26 protein-coding genes are annotated in these 22178 nt (G+C 58.5%); 10 read left to right on the forward strand and 16 right to left on the reverse strand.

The window, feature by feature from the left end:
• Positions 1 to 43 precede the first annotated feature (43 nt).
• The 4 genes from ACSFE6_RS14485 to ACSFE6_RS14500 form a co-directional block, all read right to left on the reverse strand.
• Positions 44 to 1207, reverse strand: a complete 1164-nt coding sequence (locus tag ACSFE6_RS14485; protein WP_435428248.1) for an EAL domain-containing protein — start codon at positions 1205 to 1207, stop codon at positions 44 to 46.
• A gap of 135 nt (positions 1208 to 1342) precedes the next feature.
• Entirely contained in the window at positions 1343 to 1684 is a 342-nt protein-coding gene (locus ACSFE6_RS14490) for a hypothetical protein (RefSeq protein ID WP_435428249.1), read from the reverse strand.
• A complete protein-coding gene (locus ACSFE6_RS14495; protein WP_435428250.1) occupies positions 1681 to 2043 on the reverse strand; it encodes a phage holin family protein in 363 nt (120 codons plus the stop codon). The genes ACSFE6_RS14490 and ACSFE6_RS14495 overlap by 4 nt, the downstream gene beginning before the upstream one ends.
• Positions 2044 to 2072: 29 nt before the next feature.
• Positions 2073 to 2387 carry a DUF883 family protein gene (locus ACSFE6_RS14500; protein ID WP_435428251.1) on the reverse strand — a complete coding sequence of 105 codons (315 nt, stop codon included), beginning with the start codon at positions 2385 to 2387 and terminating at the stop codon, positions 2073 to 2075.
• A gap of 326 nt (positions 2388 to 2713) precedes the next feature.
• On the opposite strand from ACSFE6_RS14500, the gene ACSFE6_RS14505 reads away from it, so the two are divergent.
• The 5 genes from ACSFE6_RS14505 (at position 2714) to ACSFE6_RS14525 (ending at position 6147) form a co-directional block, all read left to right on the forward strand.
• Positions 2714 to 3922, forward strand: a complete 1209-nt coding sequence (locus ACSFE6_RS14505) for an ammonium transporter (protein WP_435428252.1) — start codon at positions 2714 to 2716, stop codon at positions 3920 to 3922.
• Positions 3923 to 4020: 98 nt separating this feature from the next.
• Entirely contained in the window at positions 4021 to 4257 is a 237-nt protein-coding gene (locus ACSFE6_RS14510) for a glutaredoxin family protein (RefSeq protein ID WP_435428253.1), read from the forward strand.
• Between the two features lie 165 nt (positions 4258 to 4422).
• Positions 4423 to 4740, forward strand: a complete 318-nt coding sequence (locus tag ACSFE6_RS14515; protein ID WP_435428254.1) for a transcriptional regulator — start codon at positions 4423 to 4425, stop codon at positions 4738 to 4740.
• Between the two features lie 71 nt (positions 4741 to 4811).
• Positions 4812 to 5702 carry a pseudouridine synthase gene (locus ACSFE6_RS14520; protein ID WP_435428255.1) on the forward strand — a complete coding sequence of 297 codons (891 nt, stop codon included), beginning with the start codon at positions 4812 to 4814 and terminating at the stop codon, positions 5700 to 5702.
• Between the two features lie 163 nt (positions 5703 to 5865).
• Entirely contained in the window at positions 5866 to 6147 is a 282-nt protein-coding gene (locus ACSFE6_RS14525; RefSeq protein ID WP_435428256.1) for a hypothetical protein, read from the forward strand.
• Between the two features lie 70 nt (positions 6148 to 6217).
• On the opposite strand, the gene ACSFE6_RS14530 is transcribed toward ACSFE6_RS14525, so the two are convergent.
• Positions 6218 to 6439, reverse strand: coding sequence for a YgdI/YgdR family lipoprotein (locus tag ACSFE6_RS14530; RefSeq protein ID WP_435428257.1), 222 nt, complete (start codon positions 6437 to 6439; stop codon positions 6218 to 6220).
• A 78-nt stretch (positions 6440 to 6517) separates the two neighbouring features.
• On the reverse strand, positions 6518 to 7120 hold the full coding sequence (mobA, locus tag ACSFE6_RS14535; RefSeq protein WP_435428258.1) for a molybdenum cofactor guanylyltransferase MobA: 603 nt from the start codon (positions 7118 to 7120) through the stop codon (positions 6518 to 6520).
• A gap of 81 nt (positions 7121 to 7201) precedes the next feature.
• Here mobA and moaB point away from each other — a divergent pair, with 81 nt between their 5' ends.
• On the forward strand, positions 7202 to 7741 hold the full coding sequence (gene moaB / locus ACSFE6_RS14540; RefSeq protein WP_020796825.1) for a molybdenum cofactor biosynthesis protein B: 540 nt from the start codon (positions 7202 to 7204) through the stop codon (positions 7739 to 7741).
• A 22-nt stretch (positions 7742 to 7763) separates the two neighbouring features.
• On the forward strand, positions 7764 to 8951 hold the full coding sequence (locus ACSFE6_RS14545; protein WP_435428277.1) for a molybdopterin molybdotransferase MoeA: 1188 nt from the start codon (positions 7764 to 7766) through the stop codon (positions 8949 to 8951).
• A 64-nt stretch (positions 8952 to 9015) separates the two neighbouring features.
• Here ACSFE6_RS14545 and ACSFE6_RS14550 read toward each other — a convergent pair whose 3' ends face one another.
• The gene (locus ACSFE6_RS14550) at positions 9016 to 9327 is read right to left on the reverse strand and encodes a hypothetical protein (protein WP_435428259.1); all 312 of its coding nucleotides are present in this window, start codon (positions 9325 to 9327) and stop codon (positions 9016 to 9018) included.
• 228 nt (positions 9328 to 9555) lie between these two features.
• Here ACSFE6_RS14550 and yegS point away from each other — a divergent pair, with 228 nt between their 5' ends.
• Entirely contained in the window at positions 9556 to 10473 is a 918-nt protein-coding gene (yegS, locus tag ACSFE6_RS14555; RefSeq protein WP_435428260.1) for a lipid kinase YegS, read from the forward strand.
• Here the strand turns inward: yegS and ACSFE6_RS14560 are convergent.
• The 3 genes from ACSFE6_RS14560 to ACSFE6_RS14570 form a co-directional block, all read right to left on the reverse strand.
• A complete protein-coding gene (locus ACSFE6_RS14560) occupies positions 10457 to 11113 on the reverse strand; it encodes a response regulator transcription factor (protein WP_435428261.1) in 657 nt (218 codons plus the stop codon). The genes yegS and ACSFE6_RS14560 overlap by 17 nt on opposite strands.
• The gene (locus ACSFE6_RS14565) at positions 11110 to 12003 is read right to left on the reverse strand and encodes a sensor histidine kinase (protein ID WP_435428278.1); all 894 of its coding nucleotides are present in this window, start codon (positions 12001 to 12003) and stop codon (positions 11110 to 11112) included. The genes ACSFE6_RS14560 and ACSFE6_RS14565 overlap by 4 nt, the downstream gene beginning before the upstream one ends.
• A gap of 506 nt (positions 12004 to 12509) precedes the next feature.
• Entirely contained in the window at positions 12510 to 12980 is a 471-nt protein-coding gene (locus ACSFE6_RS14570) for a hypothetical protein (protein ID WP_435428262.1), read from the reverse strand.
• A 469-nt stretch (positions 12981 to 13449) separates the two neighbouring features.
• Here ACSFE6_RS14570 and ACSFE6_RS14575 point away from each other — a divergent pair, with 469 nt between their 5' ends.
• Positions 13450 to 14385 carry a chemotaxis protein CheV gene (locus ACSFE6_RS14575; protein ID WP_433736349.1) on the forward strand — a complete coding sequence of 312 codons (936 nt, stop codon included), beginning with the start codon at positions 13450 to 13452 and terminating at the stop codon, positions 14383 to 14385.
• 245 nt (positions 14386 to 14630) lie between these two features.
• The gene (locus ACSFE6_RS14580) at positions 14631 to 15437 is read left to right on the forward strand and encodes an MOSC domain-containing protein (protein WP_435428263.1); all 807 of its coding nucleotides are present in this window, start codon (positions 14631 to 14633) and stop codon (positions 15435 to 15437) included.
• 72 nt (positions 15438 to 15509) lie between these two features.
• Here ACSFE6_RS14580 and ACSFE6_RS14585 read toward each other — a convergent pair whose 3' ends face one another.
• The 6 genes from ACSFE6_RS14585 to atuC form a co-directional block, all read right to left on the reverse strand.
• Positions 15510 to 15794, reverse strand: a complete 285-nt coding sequence (locus ACSFE6_RS14585) for a pyrimidine/purine nucleoside phosphorylase (protein WP_007940055.1) — start codon at positions 15792 to 15794, stop codon at positions 15510 to 15512.
• A 61-nt stretch (positions 15795 to 15855) separates the two neighbouring features.
• The gene (locus ACSFE6_RS14590; protein ID WP_435428264.1) at positions 15856 to 16407 is read right to left on the reverse strand and encodes an exonuclease domain-containing protein; all 552 of its coding nucleotides are present in this window, start codon (positions 16405 to 16407) and stop codon (positions 15856 to 15858) included.
• A gap of 71 nt (positions 16408 to 16478) precedes the next feature.
• Positions 16479 to 18440: an acetyl/propionyl/methylcrotonyl-CoA carboxylase subunit alpha gene (locus ACSFE6_RS14595; RefSeq protein WP_435428265.1), complete on the reverse strand. Its 1962-nt coding sequence runs from the start codon at positions 18438 to 18440 to the stop codon at positions 16479 to 16481.
• 111 nt (positions 18441 to 18551) lie between these two features.
• Positions 18552 to 19349, reverse strand: coding sequence for an enoyl-CoA hydratase/isomerase family protein (locus tag ACSFE6_RS14600; protein ID WP_435428266.1), 798 nt, complete (start codon positions 19347 to 19349; stop codon positions 18552 to 18554).
• Entirely contained in the window at positions 19346 to 20503 is a 1158-nt protein-coding gene (atuD, locus tag ACSFE6_RS14605) for a citronellyl-CoA dehydrogenase (protein ID WP_435428267.1), read from the reverse strand. Before atuD ends, ACSFE6_RS14600 begins: the two co-directional genes overlap by 4 nt.
• 57 nt (positions 20504 to 20560) lie before the next feature.
• Positions 20561 to 22177, reverse strand: a complete 1617-nt coding sequence (gene atuC / locus ACSFE6_RS14610) for a geranyl-CoA carboxylase subunit beta (protein ID WP_435428268.1) — start codon at positions 22175 to 22177, stop codon at positions 20561 to 20563.
• Position 22178 lies beyond the last annotated feature (1 nt).

The following is a 22178-nucleotide window of genomic DNA, read 5'->3' on the forward strand; positions in this document are numbered from 1 at the left end:
AGCTTCCCGTTTCGCACCGGGACCTGCAAGTGGAAACGCCCGCCTAGAGCCCGACGGCATCGATATCGATAAGCAGCAACCGCTCGCCGTTGTCGAAAAACTGCCCGGCGGTGAGGCAATACTGATTGCTGGTGGCGTCGCGATAGGTGTTTGAGAGGGTCAGGCGTCGTTCATCCCAGCCCTCTGCCAGCAAGTGATAGAAGTAGGGGCGCCAGGACCAGTTATGGCCCAGATAGCGATTGTCAGCGACCCAGCTGCTGTTGCGCCACTCCAGGTTCGGCGTCAACTGTGTGCCGTGACGGTCGCATTGATAGAAGCGCAACAGCCAGGGGAAGGCATCGAGTCGGGGCAAGGCACTGAGCGGGGCACGAGCCTGGGCCCAGGCTTGCAGGATCGTCATCAGTTCGCCGAGTTGCTGGCGCATGAGCATCAGGCGGCCGCGCTCTGCCAGTTTCTGCTGAACATAGCGCTGACGCAGTTGTGCAAAGCGCTCGACGAAGGCGTCGCTGGAAAAGAAGTCTTCCCGTGCCTCGGCGAACAGAAAACCCTGCACATAGCGCGAGCCGCACTCCAATGCAAAATTGAGCTGAGTATCGGTTTCCACGCCCTCGGCGATGATCCAGCAGCCGGTTTTTTCTGCCATCTGCGCCAGGGCCTTGACCACGTCGCTGCTCGGCCCACCCAATGCCGCGGCCTGAAACAAGCGCATGTCGAGTTTGAGAATGTCCGGTTGCAGTGCCAGCACACGATCGAGCTGGGAGTAGCCTGCACCGAAGTCATCGATGGCGATCCGTGCACCGGCCAAACGGTAACGTGCCACCACTTGGGCAAGGCGCTGGATGTCACCACCCAGTTCGGTGATCTCGAAGACGATTCTCCGTGGGTCGACATCGTATGTGTTCAGTTGCCTTAGGCTTGGCAGCGGTTGGTCCGGGCGCAAGCGGCTGATCCAGCGCGGAGAAATATTCAGGCTGAGAAACCAGTCGGAAGGTGCCTGGTGCAGACGGCTCAATGCGTCCTCGCGCAGTTGGCGATCCAGGCGGCGCAGGGCCATGGCGTTCGTGCTCGAGTCGGTGAACAAAGGTCCCACCGATGCCAATTGACCGTCTGCCTGACGCAGTCGACCCAACGCCTCCACGCCCGCGATTCGGCCGGTAGCGGTATCGATGAATGGCTGAAAACAGGCGACCGGTTGCCCGTCGATCACAAAGCCTCCTTGGTTGATCTTGTTTTTGGATTAAACCTGATGGCCGGCTAATGCCTGATCGCCACGCAGGATTGAACCTCTCGAAAAAGAGGTTCATCCCGTGGGTGTTGCAAGAATGTAGCCAGAAGTGACAGCTCAGGGTTTGCGCGAGGAGCCTTGCATCACCAGTTTGATCAAGGGTCCCAGCGTGGCGCCAAGCTGAAGCAAGCGAGTCAGGCTACTGATGCCGCCGCCCCTGGCACCCTTGCCGGTCAGAAACCCCAGCAACGTTACCGCCGCCACGCCCCAGAGTGGAGCGTGCTTGATACCGAAGCCTTCCTGCAGGTTTTTCGTCATCCCGCGAACACGCTGCAGGGGTTGCAGCAGATGCGCGGATTCGTGGCGGATTTCCTGGCGGTGCATTTCCATGCGCAGACGGATCAACGTCTTGCGCATTTCCGCGCGCGAGCTGTTGCGAGGCAGTTCAGGCAGGTTCATGGCAGCAGGCGCTCCCTGTCGTTGGCCAGTTCTTCCAGGGTGCCATGGAAGGGTGAGGACTCATCGAAAATCGCCGCTCTCAAGCGAATGCCGCAGAAGACTGCCGCCAAGGCATAGAACACGCAAAGACCAATGATGGCCGCGAGGCGATAAGTGTCCCAAAACAGGATCAGCACCAGCGTCGACAACCCCACCAGCAATAACAGGGCAAACACCAATGCCAGTCCTGCAAACAGCAGCAGGCTGACGGTGCGTGCCTTTTGTTCCTGCAACTCGATGCCGAACAATTCGACATGGCTGTGAAGCAATCCCAGTACGGCGGCGCCCAGGCGCCGCGATGAGGAGCTTGCGCCTGTCATGGACGCGTCAAAATCTTCGGTCGCCATAATCAGCGCCGGGAGGCCAGCAGACCGATAAGAAAACCCACGCCGGCGGCAATGCCGACCGATTGCCATGGGTTGGCCTGTACATAATCTTCGGTGGCGGTGACGGCAGCCTTGCCGCGTTCGCGCAGGGAGTCTTCGGTCAGCTTCAAGGTTTCCCGGGCACGCAGCAGGCTGTCGTGGATCTGCTCGCGCAACTCATCGGCCTGATCACCCGCCAGGGAAGCGGTGTGTTCCAGCAACCGCTCAGTGTCGCTGACCAGTGTCTGAAAGTCGTTCATCAGGATCTCTTGAGCAGTCTTTGCCTTGGTGCTGGCCATTGGTGATCTCCATAGGTGGCGTCTGAATCGTTCGAGTATGAGCCTTGTGCGAAGGTTCAGTACAAATGACTGGTACAACTTTTGCTGTGTCCTGGTGCGCCAGCCTGCGCCACTGCGCTGTTGCTGGGCATGATTTGCGTAAAACTTTAACCCAAACAATCAAAACCCGAGCAATTGTCCCGGTCGTGACTGGCCTTGACGAATCCCGTGCGCCAAAGCGGTTCATCGGGAGTGACGCGCTCGATTGATGGCGTCACAACTTGGTGCATGGATTGCCCGCGCGAACTGCTTTGGTGCTTTTTTCAGCCTTAAGGTCTGCCTAATCCATGGAAAATCTGCAAAGCGCTGTGGACAGCCTGGTCCATAGCTCCAATACGTTGTTCATTCTGATCGGGGCGGTCATGGTGCTGGCCATGCACGCCGGTTTCGCCTTTCTGGAAGTCGGTACGGTTCGGCAAAAAAACCAAGTCAACGCATTGTCGAAGATCCTCAGCGACTTCGCTGTTTCGACCCTGGCTTACTTCTTTATAGGCTATTGGATTTCCTATGGAGTGACCTTTATGCAACCGGCGGCAGTGATCAATGCCGATCACGGTTACGGGTTGGTGAAGTTTTTCTTTTTGCTGACCTTTGCCGCGGCGATCCCGGCGATCATTTCCGGAGGCATCGCCGAGCGTGCGCGATTCGTTCCGCAACTGTGCGCGACCGCGCTGATCGTTGCGTTCATCTATCCCTTCTTCGAAGGCATGATCTGGAACGGCAACTTTGGCTTGCAGGCCTGGTTGCAGGAAAGCTTTGGTGCTGGCTTCCACGATTTTGCCGGCTCGGTCGTTGTGCATGCGATGGGGGGCTGGTTGGCACTGGCGGCAGTTCTGTTGCTCGGGCCACGCAATGGTCGATACCGCGAAGGCCGCCTGGTGGCTTTCGCCCCCTCGAGCATTCCGTTCCTGGCGTTGGGGTCGTGGATTTTGATCGTCGGCTGGTTCGGCTTCAACGTGATGAGTGCGCAAACCCTGCAAGGGGTCAGCGGATTGGTGGCGGTGAACTCGCTGATGGCCATGGTCGGTGGCACGGCGGCGGCGCTGGTTGTCGGACGCAATGACCCGGGCTTTCTGCACAACGGCCCGCTGGCCGGGTTGGTGGCGATCTGTGCCGGCTCCGACCTGATGCACCCTGTGGGCGCGCTGGTGACCGGGGCGATTGCCGGGGCACTGTTTGTCTGGTGCTTTACCGCCGCTCAAGGCAAATGGCACATCGACGATGTGCTGGGTGTCTGGCCGTTGCATGGTCTATGTGGCGTATGGGGCGGGATTGCCTGCGGCATCTTCGGCCAGAATGCATTGGGAGGACTGGGCGGGGTGAGCCTGATCAGCCAGTTGATCGGTACGGCACTGGGCGTGTTGGTGGCATTGGCCGGTGGTTTCGCGGTGTATGGCGCAATCAAGGCTCTCCACGGTCTGCGTTTAAGTCAGGAAGAAGAGTATTACGGGGCGGATTTGTCAGTGCACAAGATCGGCGCGGTCAGTCAGGACTGAGTTCCAGTCTGCTGCGCCGGGCAATGGTTGCCAGGGCGCTCGACGGTTTTTTGGGGCAGGCCTAGAATAGTCACTCAAATTTTTCCGGTTGAGCCCTCATGCTTCCTGAATGTCAGCTGTTCGGCACCCTCGGGTGCCATCTCTGTGAAGTGGCTGAGGCCATGTTGATGCCCTTCGTCGAGCACGGCCTGCTGGTGGAACTGGTGGACATCGCAGACGACGAAAAATGGTTCGCAGATTACAGCTTGCGTATTCCAGTATTACGCCGGGTCGATACGGGGGCTGAGCTGGGTTGGCCGTTCGGCTCCGACGATGTCGTGGCTTTCTTGCGTTAAAGGTTTTTTGTGTTGGCGGCTTCCGCCGGTCGTGCTTTTCGATTGATCCCTTGGCTTAAAGGCTGTGACTCGGGTACTGTATGTGTATACAGTTATCTGGGTTGTTGCACTGCTGTCCCTGATTCAGGGTTGTGCCGTCATATCCGGGAGTGAGAGGGATGAATCGTGGTCAATGTCGAACAATTGAAGGGCAGCGTGAACCGCATGTCGGTGGACGTGGTAAGTGAGGCGGTCCTCGAATTGCGTCTGGACGGGCTGGTAACGGAAGGGAAAACCCCTTTCAACAAACTGCATTTCAATACCTGTTTCGCTGAAATCGAAGCCTTGTTCCAGCGCGCAGGCTATCACCGGCAGCTGGACGTCGTGGGTTACCAGGGTTTGCTGTACGCGTTGTATGACCCCAGTCGTTGGGAAGCGGTCGATGTACTGCGCTGGCTCAAGGAGTACACCGAAGCGGCGGCGCGCACGCCGATACCGGCATGAAAATTCTCCACTAGGTTCGTTCCCGGCGCTGTTGGATAATGTCGCCCTGTATCGAGGGTTAGAGTTTTCGCATGTCCAGTTCATCTTTTTCTGCTGCACACAGTCAGGCCAGCACGCTCTACTTGCCGCCTGGCTCGTGGCAGACCGTTTTCGATTGCTTATGCGAGCATTTCAGCGCCATCAGTCGTGAACAGTGGCTGGACCGAATCGCCCGTGGACGTGTTCTCGACGGGCAAGGCACGCCCATCGCCCTCGATTTGCCTTACAGGGAAGGTCTGCGCATTCACTATTTCCGTGAAGTACCGGACGAAAAGCCGATCCCGGTGGTCGAGTCGATTCTGTACGCGGACGAACATCTGGTAGTGGCGGACAAGCCGCATTTTCTGCCGGTAACACCGGCAGGTGAATACGTTGAACAGACCCTGCTCAGGCGGTTGATCCGTCGCCTGGACAACCCGCACCTGGTGCCATTGCATCGCATCGACCGGCATACGGCGGGACTGGTGTTGTTTTCCGCCAATCCCCGGAGTCGCTCGGCGTATCAGTCGCTGTTTCCTTCGCGGCAGATCGAGAAACGCTACGAGGCCATTGCCCGGGCATTGCCTGAGCTTTCGTTTCCACGGGTTCATAAAAGCCGAATGATCGATGGCGAGCCGTTCTTCCGCATGCAGGAAGGACCGGGTATCCCAAATACTGAAACGGCTGTCGAGGTCAAAGAAAAAAATGGTGATCTCTGGCGTTATGGTCTTTACCCGGTGACGGGCAAGAAGCATCAGCTGCGGGTCCATATGACTGCGTTGGGCGCAAGCATTTGCAACGATCCGTTTTATCCACAGGTACTCAAGGATGTGGAGGACGACTACGCCAATCCGTTGAAACTCCTGGCACAAGGGCTGAAGTTTGTGGACCCGGTCACGGGCCAGGAAAGAGAGTTCGAGAGCACGATCACCCTGAAATGGTGATGTAGCGGATTAGCGTCCGATTCAGTGCGATGTTTGGAAAAATCGAATTTATGGGGTGGTTTGCAGTCATTTGAACAGGCTCCACGAACGTGGCGTTCAAAGACCTCGGAGTCGCAGGGAGATCAGCCGGCGGATCCCAGACTTTCCATGCAAGGAGATACCCATGAAACGTACCGTTTTCGCTGGAATGTTCATTTGCGCTGCAATGTTGGCCTCTCCGGTATTCGCTGCAGGGGAACATGACCTTTGCACGATCAAGCTTCAGGAACTCAGAGATAAGGTGACCACCCTGCCGGCCACGCCTGAAAATACCGCCATGGAAGTCAAACGCATGCAGGCCAGTGCGGAAGCGGCGAACTCGGCGAATGATGACAAGAAATGCATTACCGAAGCCACGCAGGCATTGACGCGCGTGAACACGCTTGCGAAAGAACCGAACCCCTAGGTGACTGTGTCAGAAAAGAAAATGCCCCGATAGGTCGGGGCATTTTTGTATCCGGTAGTCGCCGCGCAGATTACAACTCTTTAACGGTGCGAACCTGATCCTTGTTGATGCGGGTTTGCTTGCCATCCAGTTGTTCGAATTCGTAGAAACCCGAATCCTTGTCATAGTGTGGCGTGTCGACGGCCTGGATTTCGCGACCGTCATTCAAGGTGATCACTGTTGGCGATGCGCAACCGGCGAGGGTAGCGAGGCCTAGTGCAAGCATGAAAGTGGCCAGCGTCCGTTGAGTCATGGGTGTGTCTCCGAAATTGAATACTTTTGGTTACTGAGCGTCAGACGTATGCAATACGTGCAAGTTCCTCGGGTGCAGTCAGTCTGACACAGTGTTGTGCGCGCTTAACAGTTCCGGTGTATTGAGATTGGCCAAGCGCGGGTCGCTGTCTGGACACTGTAGCGCAGTTGCGCCCAGCTTTCGCATGAGTCGTCCCGGGCTACGTTCACCTTCGTTCCAGGCACTGTCGAATTCGCTGCGAAGTGCCACGGGAATCACGCACAGCAGCGGTTCCCAGTGACCATCATGACGCAGCATCAACGGTTTTTCGGGATGTTGGCAGGCAGTTTCGCGCATGCTGGTGAGCAGGGCCTCATCGATGCGCGGCACATCGCATGGCAGGACCAGCAGATGCGTGTGGCGAGCTGCTTTCAGGCCCGCGAGAATACCGGCCAGTGGTCCTGGGAAATCGCCTTCGTCATCATGAACCAGTTGATCGGCATAAGGCGCGTACTTTTCCATATTGCGGTTGCAAGAGATGATCAGATCATCGCTCATCGGGCGCGTTTTTCGATGCAGATGTGCAATCAACGGTTCACCGTGCCATTGCACCAGCCCTTTATCCTGCCCACCCATGCGCTGGCCGCGACCACCCGCCAGGAGCAGAATGGAGCACGGCGGTAAATCTGAAATTGAAGTCATGGCGACTCTCCATGGGGGCGGCGGAAAAATGGGGCGCTGTGATATAACACCGGGCTGTTTCTCCTACAACTGGATGAGCCTATGAAAGCCAAGGCTGATGTACCGTTCGCGCCGCTAAACATTGCAGTGCTGACGGTCAGCGACACCCGTACCCTTGAAACCGATACCTCAGGACAGGTCTTTGTCGATCGCTTGACGGCTGCCGGTCACAACCTGGCCTGCCGGGTGTTGCTCAAAGATGATCTCTACAAAATTCGCGCGCAAGTCGCCAACTGGATTGCCGATGATGTCGTACAGGTGGTGCTGATCACTGGCGGCACCGGTTTCACCGGACGCGATAGTACGCCGGAAGCGGTAAGCTGCCTGCTGGATAAACAAGTCGATGGGTTTGGTGAACTGTTCCGGCAGATCTCGGTGGCGGACATCGGTACGTCGACTGTTCAATCCCGGGCTCTGGCTGGGCTTGCCAATGGTACGCTGGTTTGCTGTTTGCCGGGTTCGACCAATGCTGTACGCACCGGTTGGGACGGTATTCTGGGCGAGCAACTGGATTCGCGGCATCGCCCCTGCAATTTCGTCACTCATCTGAAACAGGCGGCTCCCTGTGAATCCCGCGGGTAAGCCAGGCAAGACCGGCAGCCTGATGCCGGTCGAAGTCGCATTGGCGCGCTTACTGGAAATGGCTGACGCCTCAAGGATTGTCGACCGAGAGCGTTTGCCGTTGGCACAGGTTGAGGGGCGTGTGCTAGCCGATGATCTGGTATCGACGCTGGATCTTCCGCCGTGGCCCAACAGCGCCATGGACGGTTATGCCCTGCGCATGGCCGACTGGAGCGGAGAGCCGCTGGCCGTGAGCCAGAAGATATTTGCCGGGCAGGCACCGACCCCCTTGCAGCCCGGAACCTGTGCTCGAATCTTCACTGGGGCGCCTGTTCCAGCCGGCGCCGACTGTGTCGAAATGCAGGAAAACGCCGAAGTTCAGGCCGATGAGCGAGTACGTTTCACCGAAACATTGACCATCGGACAAAACATTCGTCCACAAGGCCAGGAAACCACGGTTGGTGAACTGATTCTGTCGGCGGGTACGCGATTGGGGCCAATTGAACTGGGTCTGGCCGCTTCGCTCGGCTGCGCCGAACTGGACGTGGTTCGCAAGGTACGCGTTGCGGTTCTGTCGACCGGGGATGAACTGATTGAACCTGGACAGGCGCTAGGGCCAGGACAGATCTATAACAGCAATCGTGTATTGCTCTGTAGCTGGTTGCAGCGTTTAGGCTGTGATGTCATTGACGCTGGAATTCTTCCAGATGATCTGGCTGCTACGCGTACGCGGCTTGGCGAACTGAACAATGTCGATCTGATTCTTTCAACCGGTGGCGTGTCGGTGGGTGAGGCTGATTTCCTGGGCGTTGCCTTAAGGGAGGAGGGGGAGTTGAGTTTGTGGAAACTCGCCATCAAACCTGGCAAACCGCTGACATTCGGCCATTTTCGCGGCGTACCGGTCATCGGCCTGCCCGGCAATCCTGCATCGACGCTGGTGACCTTTGCCTTGTTGGCCAGGCCTTATCTTTTGCGTCGCCAGGGCGTCAAACAAGTGGAGCCGCTGAAGGTGCAAGTGCCTGCAGGGTTTGATTGGCCTGTGGCCGGCAATCGACGTGAGTACTTGCGCGGTCGCCTGGAAAACGGACGGGCCATCATCTACAGGAATCAGAGTTCCGGGGTGTTGCGCAGTGCTGCCTGGGCCGATGGGTTAGTAGAGGTGCTGGAAGATCGGACGCTGGCAGCTGGAGAGGGTGTGTACTTCATTCCGTTGAGTGAAGTCATCGGTTAACCCGTTCGGTAGAGTTGCCCCACAAAACCCGGTTAATAGAGCCGGGTTTTGTGTTCATGGTGGATCAGTGAGCCAGGAGGAGGGTCACGAGCTGGTCGAAACGGCTGTTGGCGATCCAGCCAAGTAGCCCGAGTACCACCACTGCGCCGCCAGCGGCGTAAGCAAGCCTGTGCTTGATGGATTTGACGTCACTGCGAACTTCTTCCATGTCTTTGCGGATGTATTTGAGGTGGGTCTCCAGCTCAACGACACGAGGTTCCATATCGACTTCTCCATTGGGTTTAACGCTGTTTTCGTATTCAGCCTGATGATTGGCCCGTTGCCCTGCGAGCGATGCGACGGGAAATACCGGTAGCTTGAGGTCATCACTGTGCATGGCACGTCCTTGTGTTTGTCCTGCTGATGGCTGAGAACCACAGGCACCAAAGTGTACCAATCACACTTTTTGGTCAATTGAGCCGATTCCTCACGTTTTGTAAGAAAAATCCCGTCGCATAGGACTAACGAATGCTCGACTCAAAATAATCCGATCTCCCGCGAATTTTTATCGAGTCCTGCGCGGTCAACATCTCCCATACGCCATTCAATCCCGGGAGTGACACCTATGAGCGATCGCAAGGCGCTATTGATTCTGCATGGCAAGCAGGCACTCAACGAGGAGGTTCGTGTGGCGGTCGAAAGGCGGCGCGAACAAGGTTGGGAGTTGGCGGTTCGATTGACCTGGGAAGCCGGCGATGCTCAGCGTCTGGTGGGCGAAGCATTGGCCGCAGGCTTCAAGCAGATCATCGCCGGTGGTGGTGACGGCACCCTGCGTGATGTTGCCGAGGCCATGGCTGCACATTCGATGCAGGCCAGCCTGGTACTAATGCCGCTGGGAACCGCCAACGATTTCGCGCGCGCTGCCGGGGTGCCCCTGGAACCGGACAAGGCTCTGGATCTGTTGGACGTGACGCCGAGCGCCGTTGATCTGGGGGAAGTCGGCGGGCAAGTGTTCTTGAACATGGCCACGGGCGGTTTTGGCAGCCAAGTGACGGCCAATACCTCCGAGGAGCTGAAAAAGGTGCTTGGCGGCGCTGCTTATCTGTTCACAGGCCTGTCACGCTTCAGTGAGTTGCACGCCGCTTACGGCGAGCTGCACGGCCCGGACTTTCATTGGTGTGGCGACTTGTTGGCGCTGGGCATCGGCAATGGCCGGCAAGCTGGCGGGGGTCATGTGTTATGCCCGCAGGCACGGGTTGACGACGGGTTGCTCGATATCAGCATTTTGCCGGCCCCGCAGGAAGTGGTCGGCACTTTGAAAAATCTCCTGGCCGATGGCTTCGGGATCGATAGCCTGTTCGTGCGGGCTCGCCTGCCGTGGGTCGAGATCAAGTCGAGTGAAGGCCTCTGCATTAACCTCGACGGCGAACCGCTGGAGGGTAACAGTTTGCGCTTCACGGCGAAGCCGGCAGCGCTTCTGGTGCACTTGCCCGAGGCCTCGCCGCTGTTGGAGACGGCAGACTCTATCAGTCATCCAGACTGATGATCTGCTCGCGTACGGCGAACAGCACCAAGCCAGCCACATCAAAGATCTGCAAGCGCTTCATGATTTGCGAGCGATGGGTTTCAACGGTCTTGACGCTCAGGCCCAGGCCGTTGGCGATTTCCCGGGTGGATTTCCCGCGAACAATCAATCGCAGGATTTCCAGCTGACGCGCCGTCAGATTGTGCGAGTCCCCGGGCTCAGGGTGTTTCTGGTTGCGGGTCAGTGCCTGTGTAATGACGGTGTGGGCAATGGCCGGGCTCAGGTAGCGTTCGTTGTTACGCAAAGCTTCCAGCGCATGTTCCAGTTCGGTGGCCGTGGTGTCCTTGAGTAAATAGCCATGAGCTCCGGACTCCAGCGCCTGCATGATCAGTGCCGGGTCGGTGTGCATCGACAGGATCAGCACCTTGCTTTGTGGACGGATCCGCTTGAGTTGCTGCAAGGCTTCAAGACCACCGGTCTGCTTCATGGAAATATCCAGCAGAACGATATCCGGGGACAAATGCTCGACCATTTCCAGCAATTGCGAGCCGTCATTGGCCTCACCAATAACCGCGTATCCAGGAAGGTCCAGCACCAGGGCGCGCACGCCTGCCCTGATCAGCGAGTGGTCATCCACCAGAAGTAAGTTACAAGTCAATGCATAACCTTATTGGTACTGGCCCGTTCGAGCGCGCGGGGCGCCCAGGGGAAGAGTGCTTCGATTTGAGTGCCTTTGCCCGGTTCGCTGGTTACGGTCAGCGTACCGCCCAGTTGATTAATCCGCTCCGACATACCGGCCATTCCTCGCTGTCCCTCACGGCCCGGGTCTGTGGCGGGGGCGAATCCCCGCCCGTCGTCACGGATCGACAGTGACAGGCCCTGTGGCAAACGTTGCAGGCAGACCAGAAGATTCTCTGCGTGGGCATGCCGCAGCATGTTGGTGACGGCTTCCTGGGTAATGCGAAAGGCGGCCACGGCCATTTCTTCCGGTATCCCGGTCAGGCGTTGACGGCATTCCAGGCTCCAGTGCACGGGGGTATTGGCTAGCGTCTTGAGCAAATGTGCACGCAGACTCGCCTCCAATCCAAGGCTGGTCAATTGCCGGGGATTGAGGATGGCCGACACGTCGCGGACTTTGGCGAGGGTTTCTTCCAGCGTGTCGCAAAGGACGGAGCATTGCCCCTGAAGTTCTTCAGGCATGCGGCGTTTGAGCCAGTCGCTTTGGAGCTTGGCAGCCGTCAGTAACTGGCCGATGTCGTCATGCAGTTCCCGACTGAGCCGGTGGCGTTCGTTTTCCTGGACTTCGAGCAAACGATCGGCCAGCTCCTGCGGTTGAAACTTGATCGACTTGCGCGACAGGCGATATTGCACCCATACACAAACCAAAGCCACCATATTGAGCGCCAGCAACCCCAGTGGCAGGCGGATGGAAAGGGTATATACCAGCAGGCTGCCGAGCGTTGAGCAGGCGCACATCGCCAGCGTGAACCGGCGCGCGTTTTCTCGGGAAGGTGGCCACGTGGCGATTGACTTGAAGCTGGCGTACATAGCGGATGGAGCCAATGAATGTTCGCTGCGGGAAGACCGGTCATGCTCGCTGACAGGCCTCTGTTGTGTAATGTTGTACATTGAAATCAATGACGCATGGTTTCTGTACAAGAAATTCAGCTTGAAACTTGATCGGACTGCAGTCATGGCAATCATATTGCCATTAATTGACGTCAACTAATGGGCGGCATAGTACCACTTAAGATACCGTTGGTCGCGTATCCGATATATGTCCACGGAGTCAGGAAGCAGGGCGTTCCGGGCGTCAGTCCCACATGGGGAAAGTGTACTTGCCGGCTCCGCGAAGAAATCGATTAACGATGGGTCTTTGCCTTTTCATACCAGGCAAAACCCTATTCATGACAGGCATTCAATTGCCCGGAGGAATGGATATTTATTCGAGTTTGTCGTTAATGGGTATGTATTAATCAATTGCGACATGAGTGTGTTCAAGTTACAGCACAATCTTGGTTATAAAATGTGAAGTCCGACACGGTTTCGTGGATTTAAGCCTGACGTTCCAGATAGGGAACGAGGGTGAACGCTTTGGAATTAACCGGGAGTCGGAACTGACTTTGTCCGACCTGGAAGGCAAACGCTTCGATCAAGGTCGTCTGCTCGGTTTCATCGAGGCTCAGTTGACCGGTTTTCTGGTCAATCAGCTCAAGTTGCCAGGCGATCAATGTCAGGCAATCTTTCAGGGCACTCAGGGCCTCGTCGTGCAGTTCCATGTGATTGTGCGCGTGGTTCAGCAAGCCATGAATGTGCAGCGAAAATTCCGAAACGGCTGCCAGTGCAAGGGCGTCCGCCTTGCTCGCCAGTTTGAGCAGGGTGCTGAGCATGCAGTCGATGGCGTCCTTGTCATTGCTGATCAGTTGCAGATGACTCAGGCATTCTTCGGTTTTGGCCAGGAGTGATTCGGCTTCGACAAGAAACTCCGGGACCCGCTTTGCCCATTCTTTACGATTGTCCGGCATGTTTATCTCCACAACGTCATGACTAATGAGGGGATGTCGTGTGTGTCGACGAGGACGATAGTCGTCCCGACGTAACCGTTTCGTCGTGAGATCGCGTTCCGGTCGGCCTGAATCCAGGCTTGGGAACTACTTGAGAGGGTGGTTGGCCACTGACCTGCGATCGCACACAAAAGCCTGACTCCATTCATGCAATGAGAATGGCGTCACATTAATGGCTATTGGATATCGCGAATATCAGGTTGTGCCTGATTGTTGCTCAGGGAATCCCTTACGCAGCGGAACCTATGGCGCAAACAGTGGTCGCGCCGAAGAAATGTAGCAGATGAAAATCACAGCGCCAGTAAAGCATGATGTTAATGTGACATCAATCTTTGAGCGCAGCATTTCACGAGGGGTCAAGATCTGGCAATGACAGCCGATAACCCTTCACTAAGTAGTGAATTCATCAGTACAAGCCCAGGAGTCATTGATGGCTGGCATTCTCGATACGGTAGACCAACGTACGCAACTGGTGGGTGAGAATCGCCTGGAAATTCTCATGTTCCGGCTTGCCGGCCGGCAATTGTTCGCGATCAACGTGTTTAAGGTGCAGGAAGTCCTGCAACTGCCAAAGCTGACACTGATGCCTCAACGTCATCCGTTCGTTTGCGGCGTAGTCAATCTGCGTGGCCAGACCCTGCCGGTGATCGACCTGTCCCAGGCCATTGGCATGCGTCCCCTGGTGCCGGGGCCGAACAGCACGATTATCGTCACCGAGTACAACCGCTCCGTGCAGGCGTTCCTGGTGGGGGGCGTGGACCGTATCGTCAATATGAACTGGGAAGCCATTCTGCCACCGCCGGGCAGCGCCGGTCGCCAGCATTACCTCACGGCCATCAGTAAGGTCGACGATCAGTTGGTTGAAATCATCGACGTGGAAAAAGTCCTGGCGGAAATCGTCCCCTACAACGCCAAGGTGTCCCGCGAAAAACTGGCCGACCCGGTGCTGGAGCGTGCCCGTGGCCGTGAAGTGCTGTTGGTGGATGACTCCAATGTGGCATTGGCGCAATTGCGCGACACCCTGGGTCAGTTGGGCGTGAAAATGCACATCGCCAGTGATGGCTTGAAGGCACTGAACATGCTCAAGGCCTGGGCCGATACCGGCGTGCACATGACCGATAAACTGCTGATGGTCTTCACCGACGCGGAAATGCCGGAGATGGATGGTTATCGCCTGACCACGGAAATCCGCAACGACCCGCGCCTGCGTGGCCTGTATGTGGTGCTGCACACGTCCTTGTCCGGCAGCTTCAACGACTCGATGGTCAAGAAGGTCGGCTGCGACAACTTCCTTTCCAAGTTCCAGCCGGACAAACTGGTCGACGTGGTGCGTCAGCGTCTGATGCTGGACGCGGTGCCCGCCTGATCACGGCACTGATCTTATGGGGGGCTTTGTGGCGAGGGGATTTATCCCCGTTAGGTCGCGAAGCGATCTTGAACCTGTGATTACGGTGTCTCAGATAAGCCGCATTCACCGGGTTTGCGACTGCTTCGCAGCCGAACGGGGATAAATCCCCTCGCCACACAGGCTCGCTCCCACAGTTTTTTCTACGCTTTGATTCGGTGATCAAGCTCGTATAGGGTGACGTTTTTGCCCACAGGGAGCTGGCCATGCTGCGTCTGAGCGCGCTTTACCGTTATCCGTTGAAATCCGGCAAGGGCGAAACCTTGCAGCAGGTTGGCCTGGACAAGCTGGGGCTGGATGGCGATCGGCGCTGGATGCTGGTGGACGAGGCCTGCGGGCGCTTCCTGACCCAGCGGGCAGTGGCACAGATGAGCCAACTGTCCGCGTTGTGGAATGCCGAGGGTGGTCTGACCCTCGATGCGCCCGGCCATTCACCGATCGATATTGCTTTGCCTGGCAACGACGCTCAGCTGCGCGGCGTGACCATCTGGCGCGACACCTTGCGCGTGCCCGATGCTGGCGACGCGGCGGGTGCCTGGGTCAGCGAATTCATCGGCAAGCCGACGCGTCTGGTGCATGTACCCTTGGATCGTGCACGGATGACCGAGGCCGGCTATGGCAAGGACGACGATCAGGTGGCGTTCGCCGATGGTTTCCCCTTGTTGCTGATCGGCCAGGCATCGCTGGAGGATCTGTCGCAACGGGTTGGCCGCCCATTGGAAATGCTGCGTTTTCGCCCGAACCTGGTGATCGAGGGCAGTGCGGCGTATGCCGAGGATGGCTGGAAACGCATTCGCATCGGTGATGTGGAGTTCCGGGTGGTCAAGTCGTGCTCACGCTGCATCCTGACCACCATCGATCCGAAAACCGGTGTGCGCAGCGAAGATCGTGAACCCTTGGCCACCTTGCAGCAGTACCGTGCCGAGGCCGATGGCGCGATGTTTGGCCAGAATCTGGTGAATGATGGCAATGGCCGGCTTGAAGTCGGTATGCCGGTGACGATCCTGGAATGATCGCCCGGAAATGAAAAACGCCCGTGTCTCAAGGACGCGGGCGTTTTTTTGTCGCCGTGAGAACCCGAGGGTTTAACCGCGGTATTCGCACAGGTAAGCGGTGTCGACGGCCACTTTCAGCTGGAACTTGCTGTTGGCTGGCACATTGAACTGGCTGCCGGCGGCGAAGGTTTCCCAGTCGCTGCTGTCCGGCAGTTTGACGGTCAGGGCACCGGACACCACGTGCATGATTTCACGCTGGCTGGTGCCGAATTCGTATTCGCCCGGAGCCATGACGCCGATGGTCGCCGGACCTTCAGCGGTGCCAAAGGCGATCGACTTGACGGTGCCGTCGAAGTACTCGTTGACTTTAAACATGGGCGATTCCTCGAAAAGGGCTAAAAAGGGCCGGCCAGTATGCACAAGGGGGCCGGTGTCGTCACCTCTCCAGAGGAGGGAGAATCTGCGGCAAGAGCCGAGCGGTATTGCGCGCATCCTCCAGTGCCCGGTGCTGCTGCCCGGTAAATTGCAGGCCGGCCAGTTGCAGCGCGCCATTGAGCCCCAGCGGACGCTCCAGTCGGCGGGCCTTGGCAAAGCGTTGCTTGAGGTTGATGTGCGGTACACGGCTCAGGAGGCTGTCGAGTTGCAGATGCTGCCATTCCTGGATTAACTGCTGGCGATCGTAATCGCCCCAACTGACCCAGCCCTCCAGTTGCGAATGGTATCGCCCGAGCCATTGCTCGAATGCCGGCCAGATCTCCTCCAGTGTCCGCGCCGTATCGACATCGGCCTGGGTAATGTGGGTCAGTTGTCGACAAAACGGCGTCAGCAGCGGCCGTCGCAAGGGCCGCACAAAGCACTGGAAGTGATCCACTTCGCGCCCTTTGCGGTCCACCAGGGTGGCGCCGATTTCGATGATTTCCATTTCCGTTACTGGCCACCCACCCTCATCGGTGGTGGCTTCCAGATCAATGACCAGCCATTGAGGCATTGCAGGGTTCCTGGTATCCGCGCCTTGATAGGTTTTGAGCGTAGCCAAACCCGGCGGTTCCGCCTAGCGGCTTATTCAACCTCCAACAAAACCTGACGATTCTTGACCTGATCGCCAACCTGCACCTGCAAGCGCTTGAGTACGCCATCGATGCCAGACTTGAGCGGATGCTCCATTTTCATGGCCTCCAGCACCACCAGCAGTTGACCCTTGCTGACCGGGCTGCCTTCGCTGACCAGCACATCGACGATGGCGCCGTCCATTGGCGCCTTGAGGGTGCCGGAGCTGACACTGGTCTGGCTGTTGACCATGGCCTGGGTCCGGTTCTCCAGTCGCAGGCTTCCCGGACGGGTAAACAGCTGGATTTGCCCGGCATGCAGTCGGTAGGCATGGCGTTGACGGATGCCGTCGATGTCCAGGGTTGCCCAATGTCCATCGCAGTCAATGATCCTCAGTGCCAGGCTGCGGCTGTCGACTTGAATCCGATATGCCTCGCCTTGCATGGCGTTCAATTTTACCGACCACTCCTGATCCTCTACGCCAAGGCGATAGTGCAGCGGGACGCTGGCGTTGTTGCGCCAACCGGCCAACGGGCCGCGATGGGCCTGTGCCGATGCCTGATAGAGCAGGGCGGCGGCAATCGCCAGTTCTTCAGCGCTGGGCACATGAGGATGCAGGCACGGATGATCGGCAAAATGCTGCGCAATGAACCCGGTGCTGAATTGCCCGCTGATGAATTGCGAGTGTTGCAACAGGCTGGCGAGCAGGCGCTGATTACTCTGCACGCCCAGCAATACGCTGTCCTGCACGGCCCGCAACAGCTTGCGCCGGGCTTCTTCACGGGTGGCGCCATGGGCAATGATCTTGCCCAGCATCGGATCATAGAACGGGCTGACATACCGGCCTTCCATCAGGCCATGGTCGATCCGCACACCTGCTTGCAGCGCTGGCTCCCAGGCGTCGATGTGCCCGGTTTGTGGTAGGAAACCGTGGGTTGGGTCTTCGGCATACAGGCGCACTTCCATGGCATGGCCATTGAGTTGTACCTGCTCCTGACGCAGCGGCAGCGGTTGTCCTTCGGCGATGTTCAGTTGCCAGGCCACCAGGTCCAGGCCGGTGATCAGTTCGGTGACCGGGTGCTCCACCTGCAGGCGGGTGTTCATCTCCAGGAAGTAAAACTGTCCCCGTGCATCGAGCAGGAATTCCACGGTGCCCGCGCCCACATAGTTCACGGCGCGACCGGCCTTGAGCGCAGCCTCGCCCATGGCCTCACGCAATGCTGTGGTCATGACCGGGCACGGTGCTTCCTCGATGACTTTCTGATGGCGGCGCTGGATCGAACAATCACGTTCGCCGAGGTAGATCAGGTTACCGTGCTGGTCACCAAACAGTTGAACCTCGACATGCCGTGGCTCGATCAACGCTTGTTCGAGGATCAGCTCGTCGCTGCCAAAACCGTGCAGGGCCTCGGAGCGTGCCGTGCGAATCTGTTCCAGCAGTTCGGCGGCATCGTGCACCAGTCGCATGCCGCGGCCACCACCGCCGGCACTGGCCTTGATCATCAGCGGATAACCAATGCGTTCGGCTTCGCGGCTTAGGGTCGCGTCATCCTGAGCGGCACCCTGGTAGCCCTGAATGCACGGCACTCCGGCCTCGATCATGGCCATTTTCGACAGGCGTTTGCTGCCCATCAGTTCGATGGCTTCGGGGCAGGGGCCAATGAAGGTGATGCCGGCCTCCTGGCAGGCACGGGCGAAACCGGCGTTTTCCGAGAGAAAACCGTAACCTGGATGGATGGCGTCAGCACCCGTGCGGCGGGCCGCGTCGATGATTGCCGGGATGTTCAGGTAAGACTGTTGCACCGGTGCCGGACCGATGTGTACGGCTTCGTCGGCCATTTGCACGTGCAGCGCGTCGGCATCGGCGTCGCTGAACACGGCGACGGTGCGGTAGCCCAGGGCCAGGGCAGTGCGCTGGATGCGGCAGGCGATTTCGCCTCGGTTGGCGATTAGGATTTTTGTGAGGGCGGGCATGTCTTCTCTCTCTCTGGTTGTGCGGTGGCAGTGATGGCCTCTTCGCGAGCAGGCTCGCTCCCACAGGGGGAACGCATTTCAACTGTGGGAGCGAGCCTGCTCGCGAAGCTTTTAAGGCGCCCACCCCGGTTTGCGCTTCTGCACAAAAGCCATGGTCCCCTCGACGCCTTCCTCCCCGATCACCGCTTCGCTAAACCATTGCGCCGCCTGATCCAGCAACTCACTTGAAGGCTGCACCGCACTCGCCAACAACAACTTCTTGGTCGCCGCATTCGCCCCCGGCGCACAGCACAGCACATGGGCCAATACTTCATCGAGGCGCTCAGCCAAAGCCTGCGGATCCTGTTCGACAAAATGCACCAGGCCCATTCGCCGCGCCTGAGTGCCATCGAACCGTGCTGCCGTCAGGGCCAGGCGCCTGGCCTGGGTCAGGCCGATGCGCTGGACCACGAACGGCGCGATCTGCGCCGGCAACAGGCCAAGGCTGGTCTCCGGCAGGCCGAATTGCGCCTGATGATCGGCGATGGCGATATCGCTGACGCAAGCCAGGCCAAAACCACCGCCCAGTACTGCGCCTTGCAGCACGGTGATCACCACTTGCGGTGCCTGTTGGGCTTCCTCCAGCAAGGCACCGAAGGCACGGTTCAGTTCGCGGTACGCCGTCGCGCCCTGGGCGCGGGCGTTGGCCATGTCCTTGATATCGCCGCCAGAACAGAAGTGCCCGCCGGCACCGCCGATCACCAGGGCGCGAACAGCACGGTCTTCGCGCACGGTCGCCAGCACCGCGCGCAGTTCGGCGACCATCTGCAAGCTCATGGCATTGCGGCTGTCCGGGCGATTGAGGGTGATGTGCATTACGCCGTTATGCGGCTCCAGCAACAGCGTCTGGCAATCCGGCAGGCGGCTCATTTCTTTTTCCCCGGCAGGATGCCCATGAGTTTGCAGATGATCCCCAGCATGATTTCGTCGGCCCCGCCGCCGATCGACACCAGCCGCACGTCGCGATAAGCGCGGGCCACCGGGTTATCCCACATGAAGCCCATGCCGCCCCAATACTGCAGGCAGCTGTCGCTGACTTCGCGACCCAGGCGACCGGCCTTGAGTTTGGCCATGGAAGCGAGGCGGGTGACGTCCTGGCCTTTGACGTATTGCTCGGTGGCTTGATAGACCAGCGCCCGCAGGCATTCGATTTCGGTCTGCAATTCGGCCAGGCGGAAGTGAATGACCTGGTTGTCGATCAGCGCACTGCCGAAGGTCTTGCGCTCCTTGCAGTACTCGATGGTGCTGTCGACGCAGTACTCCAGGCCCTTGATCATGTTCGCCGCGCCGAACAGGCGTTCCTCCTGGAACTGCAGCATCTGCATCATGAACCCTGCGCCTTCATGGCCGATGCGGTTGCGTTGCGGTACACGCACATTGTCGAAAAACACCTGGGCGGTTTCCGAACTGCGCATGCCGAGCTTGTCCAGGTGCGAACTGAGGCTGATGCCCGGGGCGTTCATCGGCACCAAGATCAGCGACTTGTTGATGTGCGGCTTGTCGTCCGAGGTGTTGGCCAGCAGGCAGATGAAGTCGGCGCTCGGCGAGTTGGTGATCCACATCTTGCTGCCGTTGATCACGTAGTCGTCGCCATCCTTGCGTGCGGTGGTTTTCAGCCCAGCCACGTCGGAACCGGCGCCTACCTCGGAAACGCCGATACAGCCGACCTGTTCGCCACTGATCGCCGGACGCAGAAACTCGTCGCGCAGTTCATCGGAGCCGAACCGCGCCAGGGCCGGGGTGCACATGTCGGTCTGCACGCCGATGGACATCGGAATGCCACCGCAATGGATGGTGCCGAACTCTTCGGCGGCGACGATCGAGTAGCTGTAGTCCAGACCCATGCCGCCGAATTTTTCCGGTTTGGAAATGCCCAGCAGGCCAAGGTCGCCCGCCTTGCGAAAGATCTCGTGAATTGGAAAGCGCCCGGCTTTTTCCCACTCCTCGACGTAGGGGTTGATCTCGTGATCGACGAATTGGCGGACGGTGCGGCGCAGTGCTTCGTGCTCCTGGGTGAAGATCATTTTTATTGTTCTCCTTTTTAGTCGTGGGCCTGGAACCGTCGACTTAGAAACGTCGACTTAGATACGGGCTATGCCAAAACTGTTGGCTTGCAGTGGCCGCACCTCGGCCTCGTGACAGATATCCAGCAGGTAACCGAGCAGGGTCCGGGTATCCCGTGGATCGATCAAGCCGTCGTCCCACAGGTTGGCACTGCCGTAGAGCGCGGTGGATTGGCTGTCGAGTTTCTGCGCGGTGACCTGCTCCAGCATGTCGAGCATTTTCGGGTCAGGCACCAGCCCGTCCTTGGCCTGTTTGGCCTCGGTGACGATGCGCAGCACCTTGCCGGCCTGGGTGCCGCCCATCACCGCAGTACGGCTGTTGGGCCAGGCGAAGATGAAACGCGGATCGAGGCCGCGGCCACACATCGCGTAGTTGCCGGCGCCATAGGAACCGCCGACCACGATCGTGAGTTTCGGTACCCGGGCATTGGCCACCGCCTGGATCATCTTGGCACCGTGCTTGATCACGCCTTGTTGTTCCGATTCGGTGCCGACCATGAAACCGGTGGTGTTGTGGAAAAACAGCAAGGGTGTCTGGCTCTGGTCGCACAGTTGAATGAACTGTGCCGCCTTACTCGCCCCCTTGGGGGTGATCGGGCCGTTGTTGCCGATGAAGCCGCAGGTGCGCCCCTGGATTTTCAGATGACCGCAGATGGTTTGCTGATCGAACTCGACCTTGAAGTCTAGGAAGTTCGAACCATCGGCGACCCGAGCGATGATTTCGCGAACGTCATACGGTTTTTTCGGGTCATCCGGGATCAGCCCCAGCAGCTCGTCGATGGGGTAGTGGGGTTCTTCCCACTGCGGTTCAGGGCGCCACGGCAACTGATCGTTCCATGACAGCAGGCTGACGATCTCGCGCACCTGGCGCACGCCATCGGCATCGTTTTCGGCCAGGTATTCGGCAGTACCGGCTGTTTGCGCGTGCATTTCGGCGCCGCCCAGTTCTTCGTCGGTGGCGACTTCACCGGTGGCCGCTTTCAACAGCGGAGGGCCTGCAAGAAACAGCTTGGCCTTGCCGCGCACCACCACCACGTAGTCCGACAAGCCCGGCTGATAAGCACCGCCCGCCGTGGCCGAACCGTGCACCACGGTAATCTGCGGCAGGCCCATGGCCGACATCCGCGCTTGATTGGCAAAGCTGCGCGCGCCTTCGACGAAAATCTCCGCCGCGTAGTTGAGGTTGGCGCCGCCGCTTTCGGCGAGGGTGACCACCGGCAGTTTGTTTTCCATGGCGATCTGCTGCAAGCGCAGGGACTTTTTCAGGCCGCTGGGGGAAATGGTCCCGCCCTTGATCGCGCTGTTGTTCGCCACCACCAGCACCCGTACGCCGGACACATAACCGATGCCAGCGATCAGGCCACCGCCGGCTGAGCTGCCATCCTTGTCATCATGGAGTTTGTAGCCGGCCAGGCTCGCCAGTTCGAGGAAGGGTGCCCCGGGGTCCAGCAGCAGATTGAGGCGCTCGCGGGGCAGCAACTGCCCGCGTTTTTCGAATTTGGCCTTGGCCTCGGCAGCCTTGTTCAACAGGTTCTGCTCAAGTGCCTGGACCTGTTCGATCGCACTGAGCATCGCCGCGCGATTGCGGGCGAACGGTTCGCTGTGGGGATCGAGTTGCGACTGAATCACCGGCATG

It is taken from the genome of Pseudomonas baetica, from assembly GCF_051216495.1.
Taxonomy (GTDB): Bacteria; Pseudomonadota; Gammaproteobacteria; order Pseudomonadales; family Pseudomonadaceae; genus Aquipseudomonas; species Aquipseudomonas baetica_B.